The organism is Actinomadura sp. NPDC048021 (genome assembly GCF_040653135.1).
Lineage (GTDB): Bacteria > Actinomycetota > Actinomycetes > Streptosporangiales > Streptosporangiaceae > Spirillospora > Spirillospora verrucosospora.
In genome coordinates this window covers 123,833-138,902 of record NZ_JBEZJQ010000025.1, presented here as the reverse complement: position 1 = coordinate 138,902, position 15,070 = coordinate 123,833, and the positions used below count along the sequence as shown (strand labels likewise).

Below are 15,070 nucleotides of genomic sequence, written 5' to 3'. Positions count from 1 at the left end.
TGTGGGTTTGCGGGCCTGGGTGTTAGCGTGAGGCGGCGCATAATCGGTCGTGTGGTCGCGACGAGCGTCCTCGCCGTCCTCGCCGTCCTCGTCATCCTCTTCGGCGCATCCGCAGCCGCACTCCTCGCAGTCGTCGTCGCACAGGCACTCGTCCTCGTCGCAACCGCAGTCACAGTCACAGCCGCATTCGCACTCGTACTCGTAGCCCATCTCGTCCTCGTCGAACGGACGGATCATCGGCACGGAGACGGTGGACTGCTCGTGCTTCACCATCCAGGTGTTGCGGAAGAAGTCGAACTTGAGGTGGTAGGTGTCGGCGGAGTCGGCGAACAGGATCGGCGGGACGAGGAAGTGCGCCACGCCGACCTCGGCCGCGGAGGCGATGAAGTCCTTGGCGTCCGGGAAGCGGGGGCCGCCCTGGCAGGCGGCGAAGTTCACCGGCGCCGGCGCTTCCTTGCCGAGAACGTGGATGCGGTTGCCCTCGACGACGAACATGTCCGGGTCGAGATGGACGTCCTCGCCGAGCATCAGGACGGGCGCGGGCATGACGTCGGCCTTCGCGGAGTCCTGTGCGCGCGTGTAGTGCTTGATGATCTCCGCGTTGCGCGCGCTCTCGAAATAGGGGCCGATCACGCTACCGCTGCAGATCAGGCAAGCGCAGTCGGGCAGGTCCTCGCTGCAGGGCGCCTCCGGATCCGGGAACAGCATGGACTTGTCGAACGGCACGACCGCCGGACCACCGCGCCTGTCCCTGAGGAAGGCCGGGATCCAGTCCGTGCCGTCGGCCTCGATCACCTCCGCGTCGCACAGGGTGCGGAAGGCCCTGTCGCCGAGCTTGCAGTTGAAGTAGTCGAGCAGCGTGATGGCGGCGCACTCGGCGAGCGTCGTCTCGTCGCTCTTCGCGAACCAGAAGTCATAGCCGTTCGCGACGAAGTGCACACCGCGGAACCGCTTGTGGACGAAGGGCTCGCGGCCGGCGCCGGTGGTCAGGCCGTTCCAGTGCGCGGCGGCGACCTGGTTGTAGTAGGCGTCGGCATGGCGGGCGAGTTCCGGTGCGAAGACGCTCTCGCCGGTCAGGTAGCAGGCCTTGCTGAACAGCGCGCCGATCTCGGGATCGTGCGCGACGTCCGGATCGGTGAAGACGAGCTCGGTGCGCAGGAAGACCTTGCGGCCGTCGCGGTAGGGCGCGCCCTCGTGCTCGTACCGCTGGTCGAAGATCACGCAGGTGAAGGGATCGATCGTCCCGATCGCGGCGCCGCCTTCGAGGGCGAGGGCGGGATCGGCCGAACCGCCGGTGAGGTACAGCAGCACCGTGTAGCGGGAGACGTGCCGGCGCGAGGCGTCGTAGTAGGGGGTGTCCAGGTGGCGGTGGAAGCCGGCGTCGCCCGGCTCGAAACGGTTGCAGCGGAACACCGGGTTCACGTGCGAGAAGCCGTCGAGGGCCGACCGCGGCATCGCCCTGGTCACCGCGCCGGTGAGGGCCTCGGCCAGCAGCGCCGAGTGGAAGATGAACCGGTCGCCGCCCCGCGAGCCCGCGTTGAGCGGCGGCACGTACAGGTCCAGTGAGTCGAGCTGCTCCAGGCAGGCCCGGGCGGCGCCGGGGAGCCGCAGCGAGAACGCCTGAACGCCCTCGGCGACCTCGTCGCGCCCGGCCAGCTCGAACTCCAGCGGGACGTCCGCGAACCGGTGGTCGAGCGGGAGGATGTTCTCGAACGTGCGGAACGAGAACTCGCGGGGATCGACGAAGACCGCGGCGAGGTACGGCGCGTTCTCGCTCGGCCGTGCGAACAGATCCCGCACACCGGCGTCGATGCGTTCGGCGTCGACGAAGCGCACCGCCTTGAACCTCGCCGTCGGATGCCAGCCGACCGCCAGCCCGTCGATCGTCGTCACGGGCTCGGTGTCGGTCGCGTCGACCAGGGCGCGGTAGCGGTCGGCCTCTTCGGCGGGGGCCCGGCCGTTCGACAGGGCGAAGAAGCCGTCGCGGAGCTCGATGCTCACACGTTCCTCCAGTAGCTGCGCAGTCCGGGCGGGAGGTGGGGGGCGTCCGCGAGCATCTTCGCGCCGGCCTCTCCGACGTCGTCGCGGTACAGCAGCAACCTCTTCAGCGAGCCGACGAAGGGCGCGGCGAGAAGGGCCCGCACCCCCTCCGCGCCGATCTCGTTGTATCGCAGGTCGAGCTCGGCCAGTCCGGCGAGAGGATGCAGCGCGCGCAGCCCCTCGGCGGAGAGCAGGTTCCGCTGGAGGTGCAGGCGGCGGACGCCGGCGAAGCCCTGGGACGCCGCGAGGGCGGCCAGGCCGGCGTCCCCGACGCGGCAGTACCGCAGGTCGAGGATCTCGGTTCGCCCGCTCCCCGCCGAGGGGCCGAAGCCGCCCGCGCCGGACGCCTCGAAGCGGAAGTACGTCGAGACGGCGAGGGCCTCGGCACCGGGGGCGCCGATGCGCAGGTACGACAGATCGAGTTCGACGAGCCGGCCGAGGTCGAGCGTCGCGAGGGCGCCGGTGTCGATGGACGGCGCCGGCACCGGCAGCGCGGCTTCGGACGGGTCCCCCCATTCGTAGTCGTCCCGCTCCTGGGTCTCGGAGGGCGCGATTCGAAGCGCGGTCACGAAGGGGGCCTGCATGACCTGCTCGATCGTCACGGGCGCGCTGTCGGACCATTCGACGGCGACCTTCGTGGCGAACCCGTACCGGCGCTCCAGGACGGTCGCGCCCTCCGGCAGCGCCGCGTCCCAGCTCCGCTGGTGCTCGTCCACGACGGCGGCGATCTCACGGTCCAGAGCTTCGCGATCGGCCGGGCGGGTGCGGTCGCGGCGCTGCTGGAGCTCGATGAGCGTCCCCCGGGCGTCGCCCCGCTCCCGCAGCCGGGCGCCGTAGAGGCGCCAGGAGGCGAGGTCGCCGGGGTCGTCCCGAAGCGTCTGCTCAAGATCGGCAGCCTTCATTGGACGGACGCTAACAGCGGGGAGCGACAGACTTCTCACGGTTCGGGCGCGACGGGGCCGTTTTGTGATCTTGATGGGCGATGTCGCGGGGCGGGAGTCCGCGGGTCTTTAATGGCGCGCATGCGCGACGACGATGTGCGGACCTGCCTGCGCGTCCTGGCGGAACTGGCGGACGCGCCGGACGGCGACCCCGACGTGGCGCGGGTGCGGGCGGCGGCGGGCGCGTTCGTGCGGCGGACCCGGGAGCGCGAGCGGGCGGAGGCCCGGCGGCGGCGCGCGGCGGCCGACGCGCGCATGCTCGCGGCGACCGCCACCGGCGCGGCGGGACGCGTCGAGGGCGCGCCCGCCGAACCGCCGCGCGAGGCCGTCCCGTCCGGGACGGTGACGGGCGGGCTGCGCGCCTGCTACGTCTGCAAGGCGCACTTCCGGGAGGCGGACGCGTTCTACCACCGCCTCTGCCCGCCGTGCGCGCGGGAGCACCGGCGGCACCGGAACGCGCGGGCCGACCTGGCGGGACGCCGCGCCATCGTCACGGGCGGGCGGGTCAAGGCCGGGTTCGAGCTCGTGCTGAAGCTGCTGCGGGACGGCGCCGCCGTGACCGCCCTGACCCGGTTCCCCGCCGACGCGCGCCGCCGCTTCGCCGAGGTCGCCGACCGGGACGACTGGCGCGACCGCCTCACGGTCGTCGGCATGGACCTGCGGGACCTCCCGTCCCTCGTACGGTGGTGCGACGCGCTCGTCGAGACCGGCGAGCCGCTCGACATCCTCGTGAACCTCGCGGCGCAGACGCTGCGGCATCCGCCGGAGTCGTACGCCGAACTGCTGGCGGGCGAGGAGCTCGCGGCGCTGCCCGCGCCCGCCGCGCTTCCCGTCCCTCTGGCGGCCGGAGCGGTCGACGTCGCGGGCCTGCTCCCCGACCCGTCCCCCGTCAACTCCTGGACCCGGCTGGTGCACGAGGTCGACCCGGTCGAGCTGCTGGAGGTGCAGCTCATCAACGTCACGGCGCCGTTCGTCCTGCTGGGGCGGCTGCGTCCCCTCCTGGAGCTCTCGCGGCATCCGCGGCGGTACGTGGTGAACGTCTCGGCCGTCGAGGGGCAGTTCGACCGCGTGTACAAGGGCGCCGAGCATCCGCACACCAACATGGCGAAGGCCGCGCTGAACATGCTGACGCGCACGACCGCGTCCGAGCTGGCCGAGCACGGCGTGCACGTCACCAGCGTCGACCCGGGCTGGTTCACCGACCAGCAGCCCGAGCCCGCGCGGGCGCGCCGGACCGCCGCCGGGTTCCGCCCGCCGCTGGACGTGGTCGACGCCGCCGCCCGCATCTACCACCCGATCGTGCGCGGCGAGCGCGACGGCGACCCGCCGAGCGGCTGCCTGCTGAAGGACTACCGGGTCGTCAACTGGTGACGGCCGGGCCGGAGACGGCGCCGGCGGTCGCGAGCAGCTCGGGCAGCGTGCCGACGAACCCGTCCTCCAGCAGCTTCAGCGCCACCATCCACGCTTCGGGACGGCCGCCGAGATGCCGGTCGACGTGCTCGGCGAGGCGGCGCAGCACCCGCGGATCGGGCACGCCCTCGACCTCGCCGAGGAGCGGCTCGACCTCCACCGCCGCGAGGACGGCGTCGACGTCCACCGCCGCGAGCACCGCGTCGGCGGTGACGTCCCGGCCCGTCGTGAACAGCCGGCCCGCGGCCTCGCCGTAGGCGAGCACGGGGTCCCAGTGGCGGCGCACGCCGGGTTCGCGGAGGCGGCGCGTCCGCCCGTGGCCGGTCTCGTCGACGAACGCCGGCGCCAGGGTGACGTCCCCGTCCAGCCCGATCAGCGCCCTGACCTGCGCCGTGCCGCGCATCCCCGGAATCCACAGCGTCTCGGCGACCGCCCGCAGCGCGGCCTCCGGAAGGGTCGCGGCGACGAACTCGGCGGTCAGCGTCCCGGCGGCGAAGCCGTTCCCGGCGACCTTGACGATGACGTCCGCGCCCGCCCCGGCCCCGGCGAGGTCGGCGAGCACCTCGGGCGCGGGGTCGGGCAGGAGGGCGGCCAGGTCCGGATGGTCGGCGACGACGATCCGGACCAGGTCGAGCGGGGCATCGGTGCGCCTCGCCACGAACCGGGCCGCGCGCAGGGGGAACGGCCCCTCCGCCGCCCTGCGGCGCGGCTCGTCGGCCAGCACCGCGTCCCAGCCCACGCGCGGGACGCAGGGATGGCGGCGGTTCACCACCGTCCGGACGAGCGGCGCGCCGCGCCACGGCTCGCAGCCGTCCACGTCAGCGATCTCGGCGACCGAGCGGAGGAACTCCGGCCGGCGCACCCGCTCCGAGAGCTCCCGCAACCGCCGCTCCCCCTCCGCGCTCGCCAGCGCCGCCTGCGCGTACGCCAGCACGCTGGGCTCGGAGTCCTCCGGTCCCCAGCGGAACGCGGGCAGCCGGCCGTCCTCGACGAGCTGCCGGACCTCGTGCCGCCGGCCCGCGTCGAGCAGCGTCCGGCAGGCCAGGACGGCGCCGTGCGGATCGGCGCCCGCGCCGAGGTAGAGCAGCGCGTCCCCGGCCAGGTCCGGGTCGGCCGCGCACAGCAGCGCGTGGTCGAGGGGCTCCTGCCCCCGCGTGGACAGCAGGGTCCGCCGCACCTCGGCGGGCAGCGGCAGCGGCGTCACGCCGTCACGCCGGGAGGTCTGGTGGGCGAGCTGGCGGCGCAGGTTCCGCGGGATGCGCCCGAGCGCGCTCTCGGCGGTCAGCAGCGTCGCGTTGACCTCGGGGTCGTCCAGGTCGAGCAGCCGTCCCAGCAGCTCGGGCGGGTCGCCCGCGAGCACCGCGTGCTGGACGAGCAGGTCCAGGTCGCTGGGCCGGCCGCGGCGCAGCAGCGCCTCGATGACGACCCGGTTCGGCCTCCCGTAGCTCTGCATCGCGACCTCGACGCGGCTCTTGGGGAGATGGCCGAGCAGCGCGTCCATCTCGCCGGGCGTCGCGAACCGGAGCAGGCCGGCCGTGCAGCGGGCGATGTTCCGGGCGCGGGTCCTGGGGTGGGGGGCCATGAGCCGTCACCGTAGCCGAAAGATCACCCCTGGCGGACCCGATGGCACGCCATCCCGCGCCGTTCCGGCCACTCGTCGCCCCCGGAGGTGATCAGCCAGATCCACTTCCCGGGGTCCGCCGGGAGGATCGGGTCGGCGTACCCGTCGGTCACCACGATGACGGCGTCGGCGGGCTCGTCCCGTCCCTCCGCGTGCCGCCGGACGGCGTCGAAGTCCGTCCCGCCCCCGCCGCGGAGCGGCTCGCCGGGCCGGAACGGCTTCACCGAGGCGTCGAAGGCGACCCACTCGGCCTCGGCCCTGTCGATCCGGCCGACCAGCTCGCCCAGCCACTCCACCAGGCCGTCCGGCATCGACCCGGACGTGTCCAGCGCGATGACCAGCGACTTCACCCGCTGCGGCCCGCGCCGCGCCAGCATCGGCTCGTGCCCGAGCGCCGCCAGCACCGCGCCGCGCTTCTTCGGGTAGACGAGCCGCTCCCCCTCCTCCAGCTTCGAGGCGAGCACGTCCATGAGCCACCGCTGCCACCACTCCACCCGCCGCGTGGCCGAGGTGGCGCCCCGGAGCGCGTGCGCCCCGAGGTCGCCCCAGATCTTGTCGACGCCCTCCGAGGCCCCCTCGGTGCGCCGCAGGAGGTCGAGCAGCTCGTCGCGCGCCACCCGGTCGCCCCGCCGCGCCGCGAGGAGCACGCTCCGCAGCACGTCGTCCCCGACCCGTCCGGCGGTCTCCTGGTCGAGCGCGTCGACGAGCACGTGGATGCAGACGGCCCGCCCGACGCCCGGCGGGTTCCGCATCCGTCCGAGCTCCCGGTAGACGCTCATGTCGGTCTCGACCCACTCCTCGAACGGGAGCGGCTCGACGCCCTGCCCCCGCAGGTCCTCGGCGTAGGACCCGTACACGCCGCGCGGCGAGACGCCCACGGGCTCGCCGCCGATCTCGGGCAGCCCGCCGCCGAGCCGGACCATCGCGACATGGTTGATCGTGACCTCGCACGCCAGCGTGAACACCGGGTCGCTCCGCAGGTCGGCGTCCGCGAAGAGGTGCCGCTGGACGAGGTGCCGGGCCTCGTGGAACAGGACGAACCGCACGCCCTCGCTCCCGATCCCCACGAAGAACTCGGGGTTGTAGAGGAGGAGGCAGGAGCCGTCCCCGGAGGCGACCACGGCCGCCGTGTCCACCGCCGTGGTCGGCACCTGGTGGTGGCACTTGCTGAACAGCCACGACGCGACGGCGCTGTGCGTCATCCCCAGTTCGAGCAGCGCCCGCTCCTTCAGCCGCCGCGCCGCTTCGACGACCTCCGCGTCGGCGGGCCGCCACCGCTCCAGCGCCCGCCGGTCGGCCAGCTCGACGACCGGCGCACGCGGCCGCCCGATCTCTCCGTACCCCACGCCCCCACCTTCCCGGCAACCCGCGCCCGGTTCCACCGGTTTACGGACTACCGGGGCTCAGGCGGGCAGCCCCGCCGCGTGGCGCATGGCAGCCCGCGCGCGGGCGGCGGCCGCGGGGTCGTCCAGCAGCTGGATCTCCTGGTTGGCCGCCATCGACAGGCCCGTCAGCGTGGTGGCGACCTCCTGCGCGGGACGGTGCGGGCCCGGCAGCGCGGCCTGGGCGGCGGCGACCTCGGCCGCCAGCGCCCGGCGGTGGCCCGCGACGATCTCGCGCAGCCGGTCGCGCAGCGGCCCCGGCCGCCCGTCCAGCTCGGACGTGGCGGCCGTGATGAAGCAGCCCCCGGGGAACGGGCAGTCGGCCAGGTAGCCGACCCACCCGTCGATGAACCGCCCGAGACGCTCCGGCCCGGGCGGCAGGCCCTCCAGGGGGCCGGTCACCGCCGCGCGGAAGACCTCGCAGGCCTGGTCCAGCGCGGCCATGAGGAGCCGCTCGCGCGACCCGAACGGGCCGACCACGCCCGCCTTGCTCATGCCGAGCCGCTGCGCCAGCGAACCGACCGTCAGACCTTCCAGGCCCAACCGCGAGGCGTCCCGCACGGCGGCGCCCACGATCCGCTCGCGCGTCCGGGCCGCTTCGGCCGCCGAGTGACGAGGAGACATGCCGCCAGGATAGCGAACGGACGTACGCTATGGTTTTGGCGAACGACCGTTCGGCAACGATGGGACGCCGCATGACCGACCTGCTCAGCCTCGACGCCACGGCCGTGGCCCTCACGGGTCACGACGTGGCGCTGATCCCCGACGCCGCGATGGAGGCCCCGACCCCCTGCGAGGGATGGACGGTCACCGACCTGGTCCGCCACATGAACGAGCGCCACGAGGCCATCGCACGGACCGCGCTGCCGCCCCTCGAACCGGCCGGCGACCCGCGCGACGACTTCGCCCTGGTCGCCGCCCGCTGCCTCGCCGTGCTCGAACGGGCGGGCGAGACCGTCACCATGCCGCGGCTGGGCCCCCTGTCCACCGAATGGGTGCTCGGCATCCACGCGGTCGACATGCTGGTCCACCGCTGGGACCTGGCACGCGCGCTCCGCACCACGGCCGCCGTCCCGTCCCGGATCGCCGAGGCCGCGCTGCCTCTCGCCCGCGCCAACACCGCGCCCGGCAGCCCCCTCAACGGGCCCGGCGGCGCCTACCGCCCGCCGCTCGCCGAGGACCCGTCCCGCCCCGCGATCGACAACATCGCCGCCCTCCTGGGCCGCGACCCGCTCTGGTCTCCCCCGGTGTGAGGGGTCAGGCGTCGCCGAGCAGGAGGGCGCCGGCGCGTTCGACGACCTCGTTCCGGGTGCGGGCGCCGTGGTCGGCGGCCAGGAAGTGGCTGCCGACCAGGAGGCAGAACGCGAGCATGCTGCGGGCCTCGACCTCGTCGGGGTCCGAGCAGAAGGTGCCGAACAGCTCGCGCAGGTAGTCCATGCGCTGGTTGTCCACGCGGCGGACGCGCTCGGCGACGTCCGGGTCGCGGCGGGCCCAGTCGCGCATGGCGAGGTCGATGTGCAGCAGGTCGCCCGCCCGGGTGAGCATGCCCGCCCGCCGGATCTTCGCGCGGGCGTCGCCGCCCTCGCGGTCGACCCGGTCGCGCAGGTCGTCGACGGACCGCGCCTCCCAGTGGTCGAGCATGGCGGCCAGCAGCGCCCTGCGGTCGGGGAAGTGGCCGTAGAAGCCGCCCTTGGTGACGCCGAGCGCCTGGGCGAGGGCCTCGACCCGGACCGCGTCGGGCCCGCCGGCGGCGAGGGCCTTCAGGCCCTGCTCGATCCAGCTCTCGCGTGGGGTGCGCATGACGGCGGGCATGGCCCATTATCGCCTCCCCCTCCCGGGGACGATTCATACGGTGGCGTATATTTGAGTGCGAGGCGGGCGCGACGGCGCGTCCGCCGACCGAGGAGGTGGCCTGGCGATGAAGCTCCCGGCGAGCGCGCACACCGACCGTCCCTGGCGGATCCACGAGATCGCGCCCGACTTCCGGCTGGAGGACGTGTGGGCCCTGCCCGCCGCCGGCGGCCCGGACGACTTCCCGAAGCTCCTGGAGCAGATCACCTCCAGCGAGAACCACCTGCCCGGCGTCGCCGGGGTGCTCTTCGCCGTCCGCTGGCGGCTCGGGCGGCTGCTCGGCTGGGACGGGGAGGACTCCGGGCTCGACGGGCGGGTGCGGTCGCTCCGCGAGCGGCTGCCCGACGATCTGCGCGGCCGCCCGGCGGGTCCCGCCCCCCGCTCGCTGCCGTTCCGGCCGCTCTACCTGACCGGGGACGAGTGGGCGGCCGAGATGGCCAACCGGACGGTGCACGGCGTGATGCACCTCAGCTGGGTCCCGGACGGCTCCGGCGGCCACCGCGCCCAGATGGCCGTCCTGGTGAAGCCGAACGGCCTGCTCGGGAAGGCCTACATGGCCGCGATCCTGCCGTTCCGGTACACCCTCGTGTACCCGGCGCTGATGCGGACCATCGGGCGTGCGTGGAAGGCCCGCGAGACGGCGCCGGCCTGACGCCGGGCATGGTGCGGCCCCGTCCCCGCGGGGGCAGAAGGGGACGGGGCCGCGGGCCGCGCGGGGGAGGGCGACGCCCGCCCGCGCGGCGGCTCACAGTGGTCGGTCAGTGCTCGGGTCGGTCGGTGCTCGGGTCGGTCAGTGCTCGCCCGCCGGCTCGGCGCCCGCGCCCGTGAGGGAGCGGACCTCGATCTCGGCGTACTTGGCCGCGTTGAACTCCTTGCTGAGCAGCGTCCCGATCCAGCCGCACAGGAAGCCGAACGGGATGGAGATGATCCCGGGGTTCTCCAGCGGGAACCAGCTGAAGTCGGAGTCGGTGAACAGGGCCTTCTCCGAGCCCGACACGACCGGCGAGAACGCCACCAGGAAGATGGCCGAGCCGAGGCCGCCGTAGATGGCGGAGACGGCGCCGGTGGTGTTGAACCGCTTCCAGAACAGGCTGTACAGGATCGCGGGCAGGTTCCCCGACGCCGCGACCGCGAAGGCGAGGGCGACCAGGAACGCCACGTTGAGGCGCTGGGCGTAGATGCCGAGGACGATCGCCACGGCGCCGATCACGAACGCGGAGATGCGGGCGACGCGGACCTCGTCCCGCTCCGACGCCTTGCCCTTCTTGAACACGTGGGCGTACAGGTCGTGGGAGAACGACGAGGACGAGGCGAGCGTGAGGCCCGCCACGACCGCGAGGATCGTCGCGAACGCGACCGCCGCGATGACCGCGAGCAGGATCGTCCCGCCCGCGTCCCCGAAGACGATCTCGCCGATGCGCTGGGCGAGCTGCGGGGCGGCGGTGTTGCCGGCCGGGTTGGCCTTGGCGATCTCCTTGGACCCGACGAGCGCGGCGGCGCCGAAGCCGAGGACCAGGGTGAGCAGGTAGAACACGCCGATGATGCCGATGCCCCACAGCACCGACTTGCGGGCGTCGCGGGCGGTCGGGACGGTGTAGAAGCGGATCAGGATGTGCGGCAGCCCGGCGGTGCCGAGGACGAGCGCGAGACCGAGGCTGATCAGGTCGAGCTTGCCTTCCAGGCCCTGCTTCTCGGTCGCGTAGCGCAGCCCCGGCTCCAGGAACTCGCCGCCCTTGCCGCTCTGGTCGGCGGCGTCGTTCAGCAGGCTGGACAGGTTGAACCCGAACTTGCCCAGCACCAGCAGCGTGATGAGGGTGGCGCCCGTCATCAGCAGCACGGCCTTGACGATCTGGACCCAGGTGGTGCCCTTCATCCCGCCGAACACCACGTACACGATCATCAGCACGCCGACGAGCGCGATCGTCGCGCCCTTGGCGAAGTCGCTGGTGAAGCCGAACAGCAGCGACACCAGCGCGCCCGCGCCGACCATCTGCGCCAGCAGGTAGAAGATCGACACGACGATGGTGGAGACGCCCGCGGCGGTGCGGACCGGGCGGGGGCTCATCCGGAACGCCAGCACGTCCGCCATCGTGAACCGGCCGGAGTTGCGCAGCAGCTCGGCGACGAGCAGCAGCGCCACCAGCCACGCGACGAGGAACCCGATCGAGTACAGGAACCCGTCGTAGCCGTACAGGGCGATCAGCCCGGCGATGCCGAGGAACGACGCGGCGGACATGTAGTCGCCGCCGATCGCCATGCCGTTCTGCAGGCCGGAGAACGACCGCCCGCCGGCGTAGAAGTCGGTGGCGTTGCGGGTGTTGCGGCTCGCCCACACGGTGATCGCCAGGGTGGCCGCCACGAAGACCAGGAACAGGATGATCGACAGGGTCTCGTTGCTCACTTGGCCTCCTCCGCGGCCGGGGAGGACTCGGCCTCGATCTGGGCGCGGATCCCGTCGGCGACGGGGTCGAGGCGGCGCTCGGCGTGCCGCGCGTAGAGGTAGGCGATGAGGAAGGTGGAGACGAACTGCAGCAGCCCGAACACCAGGGCGACGTTGACGGCCCCGAACAGCTCGGTGCCCATGAAGTCGCGCGCCCACCCCGACAGGACGACGTACAGCAGGTACCAGCTGAGGAACGCCGCGGTCATCGGGAACACGAATCGGCGGAATCTTCGCCGGAGCTCCTGGAACTCCGTGCTGCCCTGGAACCGTTCATAGACGGTGCCGGGGGCGCTCTTGTCGACGGACACGCCCACCCCTCCTCGGTTGTGACGCCGGTCACGCGCAACCGTAAAGATCCTGCTGGTGGCGGACGAGGGGTCGGGGGCAGGGCTGCGACCAGCCGCCGTTCACCGTCGGCCAAAGGCCGCCTCCGTCGCCGAACGGTCGCTCTCGCGCGACGAACGGTCACACCCGCTTGGGCCGCCACGTGCCCCGGTCGACGTCGAGGGACTCCGGGGTGTGCAGCCGCACCATCATCCGCGCGACGCCGCGCGGGACCCGGCCGGGCGTGCACAGCGACACCAGGATCATGACGGTGAACGCGATCGGGACCGTCCAGGCCGCGGGCTGGGCGAGCAGCGCGCCGAGCAGCCCGGCCGGCGGCCCGGCGGCGATCGTCACCACCACCGCGGTGCCCGCGAGCGCGCCGCCGAGGACGAGCCCGGCGAGGGCGCCCGGCACGGTGAGCCGCCGCCACCAGACGCCGAGGACGAGCAGCGGGCAGAACGTGGACGCGGCGACGGCGAACGCCAGCCCGACGACGTCCGCGACGGCGAGGGACCGGGCCGCGATCGCCAGCCCCAGCGGGACGGCGAGCGCGAGCAGCGTCCCGGCGCGGAACGAGCGGACGCCGCCGCGCAGGATGTCCTGCGCGAGCACTCCGGCCACCGACACGGTGATGCCGGACGACGTCGACAGGAACGCCGCGACCGCCCCGCCCGTCACCAGCGCCCCCAGCAGGTCGCCGCCGAGGCCTCCGACGAGCCGTCCGGGCAGGGTGAGGACGACGGCGTCGGCGCGCCCGGTCATCAGCAGCTCGGGGGTGTAGAGGCGTCCGAGGACCCCGTACAGGGCGGGCAGCAGGTAGAACGCGCCGAGAAGCGTCAGCACCACGACGGTGGTGCGGCGGGCGGTGCGGCCGTCCGGGTTGGTGTAGAAGCGGACGAGGACGTGCGGGAGCCCCATCGTCCCGAGGAACGTGGCGATGATCAGCGAGTAGGTGGCGTAGAGGGAGTGGTCGCGCCCGTCCAGCGGCAGCGCCCACTCCCGGCCGGTGGTCGCGGGGCGCCCGCTGACGTGCGGGACGTCGGCGCCCGCCGGGAACGTGACGGACGTGTCCTTGTCGAAGCGGTGCGGCCCGGGGCCCAGCGCGAGCGGGAAGCCGGAGTAGGCGCGGCCGTCCACCCGCCCGTCCACGGTCACCTGGACGGGCGCCGTGACCTCCACGGTGACCGCCATGCCGACCGCGACGGTCGTGCGGTCGCCGAACCGCGGCGGAACGTCCGACGACAGGCCGGGCGCGCCGTCGAACCGCCACGCCATCAGCAGGAACACCAGCGGCACGGCGAGCGCGGTCAGCTTCAGCCAGTACTGGAACGCCTGCACCATCGTGACGCTGCGCATCCCGCCGGCCAGGACGTTCGCCGCCACGACGACCGCGACGAGCACGCCGCCCGTCCACACCGGCGCGCCCGTCACCGTGCGCAGCACCAGCCCGGCGCTCTGGAACTGCGGAAGCAGGTACAGCCAGCTGATCAGCACCACGAGCACGCTCGCGGCGCGGCGCACCGCCATGGACTCCAGGCGCGCCTCGGCGAAGTCCGGCAGCGTGTAGGCGCCGGAGCGGCGCAGCGGCGCCGACACCAGGACGAGCAGCACCAGGTACCCGCCCGTCCAGCCGACGGGCAGCCACAGCATGTCGGCGCCGTAGGCGAGGATCAGACCGGCGATGCCGAGGAACGACGCCGCCGACAGGTACTCCCCGCCGATCGCGGACGCGTTGCGCAGCGGCGTCACCGTCCGCGACGCGACGTAGAAGTCGGACGTGGTGCGGGAGATCCGCACCCCGAGCACGCCGACGAGCATGGTCGCGACGACGACCAGCAGCACGCCCGCCAGCCCGTACGCGGCGCTCACGGCCGGTCGGCCCGGTCGACGAGGTCGGCGAAGTCGTCCTCGTTGCGCTCGGCCTGCCGGACGTACCACCAGCCGCAGGCGACGAACCACGGGTAGATCAGCCCGCCGAGCAGCACCCACGGCAGCGGCAGCCCGAGCACCTCCTGCTCGCGCACCGCGGGGACGAGCGCGAACAGCAGCGGAAGGCCGAGCACCACCACCGCGAGGACCAGGCAGAGCCGGGCCGCGAGCCGCCACTGGGCGCGCACCAGCGACCGCATGTAGGCCTCGCCGAGCCCGGTCTGCTCGTCGATCTCCCGCGTCACCGGGTACCGGGGCCGCCGGACGGCCCGGGTCCGCGGCCCGGTGACCAGCGTCCGCCCGGGCGCGGCGTCCCGCGCGTCCGGCCCGCTCAGGGCGACCGCCTCGCCCGGCGTACGAGCAGGTCCCGCAACTCGCGCACATGCCGCCGCGCGACGGGCAGCTCGGCGCCGCCCACGACCACCGTGCAGCGCCCCGAGTCGAGCCGCAGCTCCGTGATGGCCGCCAGCGCCACGAGATGGCTGCGGTGCACCCGGACGAACCCGGCGCCGCTCCACCGCTCGCTCAGCGCGGCGAGCGGGATCCGCACCAGATGGCTGCCGCCGGAGGTGTGGAGCCGCGCGTAGTCGCCCTGGGCCTCGACGTACAGCACCTCCCCCGGCGTGACGAACCGGGTCACCCCGCCCAGCTCGACCGGCATGGCCTCCGGCTCCGGCGGCCCCGGCGCGGCCTCGTCCTCCCCGACGGCCTCCGTGACCCGCCGGATCGCCACGGCCAGCCGCTCCGGCCGCACCGGCTTGAGGATGTAGTCGGTCGCCTTGATCTCGAACGCGTCGACGGCGTGCTCCTCGTAGGCCGTGACGTAGACGATCTGCGGGGCCCGGGCGAACTGGGCGAGGACGCGGCCGAGCACGGTGCCGTCCAGGCCGGGCATCCGGATGTCGAGGAAGACCGCGGCGACGGGACGCCCCTCGGCGAGGGCCCGGTCGAGCTTGCGGAGCGCGGCGGCCCCGTCCCGGGCGGTGTCGATCTCGCCGATGCGCGGGTCGGCGCGCAGCAGGTGGACGAGGTCGTCGAGCGCGGGCGCCTCGTCGTCCACCGCCAGGACACGCAGGGTCACCGCACCGTCCCTTCCCACGCCGTCCGCCACATTCCAGTCAAGGAG

At 73.8% G+C, this 15,070-nt stretch carries 14 protein-coding genes; 3 read left to right on the top strand and 11 right to left on the bottom strand.

The genetic code is table 11. From position 1 onward, the window contains the following. Both AB0C87_RS33125 and AB0C87_RS33120 read right to left on the bottom strand, forming a co-directional pair. Positions 1-2,001: hypothetical protein (locus AB0C87_RS33125; protein ID WP_360581126.1), on the bottom strand; the 2,001-nt coding region annotated here is incomplete at its 3' end. Beyond that, positions 1,998-2,942 carry a hypothetical protein gene (locus AB0C87_RS33120; protein ID WP_345182879.1) on the bottom strand — a complete coding sequence of 315 codons (945 nt, stop codon included), beginning with the start codon at positions 2,940-2,942 and terminating at the stop codon, positions 1,998-2,000. The genes AB0C87_RS33120 and AB0C87_RS33125, both read right to left, overlap by 4 nt. Positions 2,943-3,062: 120 nt before the next feature. Here AB0C87_RS33120 and AB0C87_RS33115 point away from each other — a divergent pair, with 120 nt between their 5' ends. Continuing rightward, positions 3,063-4,352 (top strand): SDR family NAD(P)-dependent oxidoreductase, encoded by a 1,290-nt coding sequence (locus tag AB0C87_RS33115; RefSeq protein WP_353831070.1) that lies wholly within the window; start codon positions 3,063-3,065, stop codon positions 4,350-4,352. Here AB0C87_RS33115 and AB0C87_RS33110 read toward each other — a convergent pair. The 3 genes from AB0C87_RS33110 to AB0C87_RS33100 are packed head-to-tail and all read right to left on the bottom strand — an operon-like array spanning position 4,342 to position 8,018. Beyond that, positions 4,342-5,973: a hypothetical protein gene (locus AB0C87_RS33110; RefSeq protein WP_360354434.1), complete on the bottom strand. Its 1,632-nt coding sequence runs from the start codon at positions 5,971-5,973 to the stop codon at positions 4,342-4,344. The genes AB0C87_RS33115 and AB0C87_RS33110 overlap by 11 nt on opposite strands. A 23-nt stretch (positions 5,974-5,996) precedes the next feature. Next, a complete protein-coding gene (locus AB0C87_RS33105; RefSeq protein ID WP_360581123.1) occupies positions 5,997-7,358 on the bottom strand; it encodes a hypothetical protein in 1,362 nt (453 codons plus the stop codon). A 57-nt stretch (positions 7,359-7,415) separates the two neighbouring features. Further along, the gene (locus AB0C87_RS33100; protein ID WP_345185051.1) at positions 7,416-8,018 is read right to left on the bottom strand and encodes a TetR/AcrR family transcriptional regulator; all 603 of its coding nucleotides are present in this window, start codon (positions 8,016-8,018) and stop codon (positions 7,416-7,418) included. 71 nt (positions 8,019-8,089) lie between these two features. Between AB0C87_RS33100 and AB0C87_RS33095 the strand changes: the two genes are divergently transcribed. Next, entirely contained in the window at positions 8,090-8,647 is a 558-nt protein-coding gene (locus AB0C87_RS33095; RefSeq protein ID WP_345185053.1) for a maleylpyruvate isomerase family mycothiol-dependent enzyme, read from the top strand. Between the two features lie 4 nt (positions 8,648-8,651). Here the strand turns inward: AB0C87_RS33095 and AB0C87_RS33090 are convergent, their stop codons facing one another. Then, positions 8,652-9,194 (bottom strand): helix-turn-helix domain-containing protein, encoded by a 543-nt coding sequence (locus AB0C87_RS33090; RefSeq protein WP_345185056.1) that lies wholly within the window; start codon positions 9,192-9,194, stop codon positions 8,652-8,654. A gap of 118 nt (positions 9,195-9,312) precedes the next feature. On the opposite strand from AB0C87_RS33090, the gene AB0C87_RS33085 reads away from it, so the two are divergent. After that, positions 9,313-9,897: a DUF2867 domain-containing protein gene (locus tag AB0C87_RS33085; RefSeq protein WP_360581120.1), complete on the top strand. Its 585-nt coding sequence runs from the start codon at positions 9,313-9,315 to the stop codon at positions 9,895-9,897. A 138-nt stretch (positions 9,898-10,035) separates the two neighbouring features. Here the strand turns inward: AB0C87_RS33085 and AB0C87_RS33080 are convergent, their stop codons facing one another. The 5 genes from AB0C87_RS33080 to AB0C87_RS33060 form a co-directional block, all read right to left on the bottom strand. After that, positions 10,036-11,646, bottom strand: coding sequence for a cation acetate symporter (locus AB0C87_RS33080; protein WP_345185061.1), 1,611 nt, complete (start codon positions 11,644-11,646; stop codon positions 10,036-10,038). After that, on the bottom strand, positions 11,643-11,996 hold the full coding sequence (locus AB0C87_RS33075) for a DUF485 domain-containing protein (protein ID WP_345185063.1): 354 nt from the start codon (positions 11,994-11,996) through the stop codon (positions 11,643-11,645). The genes AB0C87_RS33080 and AB0C87_RS33075 overlap by 4 nt, the downstream gene beginning before the upstream one ends. A gap of 157 nt (positions 11,997-12,153) precedes the next feature. Next, a complete protein-coding gene (locus tag AB0C87_RS33070; protein WP_345185065.1) occupies positions 12,154-13,884 on the bottom strand; it encodes a cation acetate symporter in 1,731 nt (576 codons plus the stop codon). Beyond that, positions 13,881-14,189, bottom strand: coding sequence for a DUF485 domain-containing protein (locus tag AB0C87_RS33065; RefSeq protein WP_329096165.1), 309 nt, complete (start codon positions 14,187-14,189; stop codon positions 13,881-13,883). Before AB0C87_RS33065 ends, AB0C87_RS33070 begins: the two co-directional genes overlap by 4 nt. 86 nt (positions 14,190-14,275) lie before the next feature. Continuing rightward, the gene (locus AB0C87_RS33060; RefSeq protein ID WP_345185071.1) at positions 14,276-15,025 is read right to left on the bottom strand and encodes a LytTR family DNA-binding domain-containing protein; all 750 of its coding nucleotides are present in this window, start codon (positions 15,023-15,025) and stop codon (positions 14,276-14,278) included. Positions 15,026-15,070 lie beyond the last annotated feature (45 nt).